Genomic DNA, 2,792 nt, shown 5'->3' with positions numbered 1-2,792 from the left:
TAACGGTCAGAAACATTAATCAAACTATCGCTAGTCATAGCTCTAAGACTAACAACTTCAACCCTAACACCTCTATAGCTAACAGCATCTACAGCATAAGCTAAATCTCCATCTCCACTAACTAATACAGCAGTGTCATAAGAACCTACTAAAGCCATCATATCAACAGCAATTTCTACATCAAGATTAGCTTTTTTAGAACCATCTGGTAATTGTACTAAGTCTTTAGAAATTACCCGATAACCATTACGACGCATCCACAACAAAAATCCTTGCTGTTTTTCATTAGTACGATCTACTCCAGTATAGAAAAAAGAACGTAGGAGACGAGAACCTCCTGTAAGACGTGAAAGAAGTTTCGTATAATCTATCTCAATTCCTAACTGCAAAGCAGCATAAAATAAGTTAGATCCATCAATAAAAATAGCTACTTTGCCACGATTTTCTAGAACTTGTTCTGGTGTAAATATTTCATTACACTCTATTTGTATTTGTTGATGATTCAACATTGTTTTTAACCTCAGTTTTTTATGAAATAAAGAAATTTAATTCTTAATCAGAAGATAATTTGTAAGAGAAAAAACAGGCTATGTAATTTGAAAAAACAATAGTTACCAATGGATGATTGATAATAGATGATTGATAATTAATCCCTAAAGGTTTAAATCCTATCCTTTTAAGGATCAAAAAGTGCTAGTGCCGCTACGCGGAATTCAAAATTCAAAATTCAAAATTCAACCATTATTGGTTAGTAAGGCTGACCGATTTTGTAACTGGTCAGTTATTTCTGCCATCCTGCACTAGGATATTTCCCGATATTCAATTCCCGTATGGTTTTAACCAGAAGTAATTATCCATTATCAATTAATTAATATTAGCTTTTTAAGCAACAGTTTCTATCAGTTCTAGTCTTTGAAAAACAGGTTGAGGTTGCCCCAGAATTTGATTTCCTGGTAGAGTGCCCCAACTTACTTGTTTAACAAAAATTTCTGAACTATTAATTACTGATTTATCGTTAAAATCATTTGAGAAACCTAGTTGCTGATAGATAGCATTGCTAATATTAGGAATGATCGGCGATAAAAGATAAGCTGCTAATCTAACAGACTCCAACACAGAATATAACACCTCTGCTACAGTTTCTAATTGACCCTGTTTATATAAACTCCACGGAGCAGTTTCGTCTATATATTTATCGCAGGCTCTAGCCAAAACTAATACCGCTTCACAAACTTTACTAAAAGCCAAAGAAGCATAAGCTTGAGTAACTTCTTCACCCAAACTAATACCTATTTTTTTAAGTGAATGAGAAACCTCTATTTTCTCACCATTAATATTAGGAATTTGACCATTAAAGTATTTATGAGCCATTTTCAGGGTACGATTTAGTAAATTCCCCAAACCATTTGCTAAGTCAGCATTGAGCACATTGATAAACCGGGTTTCACTAAAATCACCATCAACTCCAAATTCAATTTCTTTGAGAAAATAATAACGAACTGCATCAGAGCCGTACTTTTGGATTAATTCAAAAGGATCTAAAGTATTGCCTAATGATTTCCCCATCTTTTTGCCATCTTTGGTCAAAAATCCATGTCCAAATACACGCTCAGGCAGAGGTAAATCTGCTGACATTAGCATTGCTGGCCAATAAACAGCATGGAAACGTAATATATCTTTCCCAATTAGGTGCAGATTAATTGGCCACCACTTTGATAAAGCATTCTCTAGGGTGGGTTCACTATCAGGATCTAAAAGGGCTGTAACATAACCCAATAGAGCATCAAACCAAACATATATGGTATGGTTGGGATCGATAGGTAGTTGAAAGCCCCAATCTACATTAACTCTAGAGATTGAAAAGTCTTGTAATCCTTGTTTGACAAAGCTTAAGACTTCATTCCGACGGCTTTCGGGTTGAATAAATTCTGACCTTTCTTGGTAGAAAGCTTCTAGTTGTTCCTGATACCTAGAGAGACGAAAGAAGTAGTTTTGCTCATCGCGCCATTCTACTTTTTGGTTAGTGTGAATAGCACAATATTTATCTTCTAGAAGTTCTCGCTCTTCTTTAAATTCTTCACAAGATACGCAATACCATCCTTGTTGCTGACTTAAGTAGATATCGCCTTGATCCCAAACTCTTTGGAAAAATTCTTTGACAATTTTTTCGTGGTTAGATGCAGTAGTACGACTAAAACGGTCATACTGAATATTTAGTTGTTGCCAAAGAGATTCAAATCCTGTAACTACTGAGTCACAGTGTTCTTTCGGGGATCTTCCTTTGCTTTGAGCTGTTCTTTGAATTTTCTGGCCATGCTCATCTGTACCAGTAATCATCAGCACCGATCTACCTTGTAGTCTTTGAAAACGAGCTACCGTATCGGCTGCAATAGTGGTATAAGCACTACCTATATGTGGTAAATCGTTAACATAGTAAAGGGGAGTTGTGATGGCAAAGGTATTTGTATTTGTATATATGTTGTTTTTCATGGAAAATCCGACTTAAATACTTTTGATTTAAACTGGCAATGGTGATAATTATTTTGAAGTCTAGTAGTATCGACCTTGATTAACTACTTAGCTTAACTACTTGTTTGCTGAACTAAATTAACTTGATTATAATTAGCTAATCAAGCCAATAATATCCCTTACCTTAACAGTAATGCTGTTGTATTGTTCTTCTATAATTTTTTCGGAAGTTTTTTAGGAGGTAATATTGTTGATACCCTCAGTGCAGACAGAAATTTAGCATTAGCAAATGTGGCAAGTACCGCTCTATTTAGTAACATCCA

2 protein-coding genes are annotated in these 2,792 nt (G+C 35.0%); both read right to left on the bottom strand.

The genetic code is table 11. The features are described from left to right. Positions 1-509, bottom strand: a 509-nt coding sequence (locus AFK68_RS03120) for an NYN domain-containing protein (RefSeq protein ID WP_094671552.1), incomplete at its 3' end; no start/stop codon positions are given. A gap of 373 nt (positions 510-882) precedes the next feature. Then, a complete protein-coding gene (gene metG, locus AFK68_RS03115; protein ID WP_094671550.1) occupies positions 883-2,490 on the bottom strand; it encodes a methionine--tRNA ligase in 1,608 nt (535 codons plus the stop codon). Positions 2,491-2,792 lie beyond the last annotated feature (302 nt).

The sequence above is a fragment of the Hydrocoleum sp. CS-953 genome (assembly GCF_002260545.1).
In the GTDB taxonomy this organism is placed as follows: Bacteria; Cyanobacteriota; Cyanobacteriia; order Cyanobacteriales; family Microcoleaceae; genus Trichodesmium.
Note: the sequence above shows the minus strand (reverse complement) of the source record. Positions and strands in the feature narration are given on the sequence as shown.

Bases quoted from the DNA above. Each gene is read 5' to 3' on its own strand.
- metG (WP_094671550.1), bottom strand. From the start codon at position 2,490: ATGAAAAACAACATATATACAAATACAAATACCTTTGCCATCACAACT.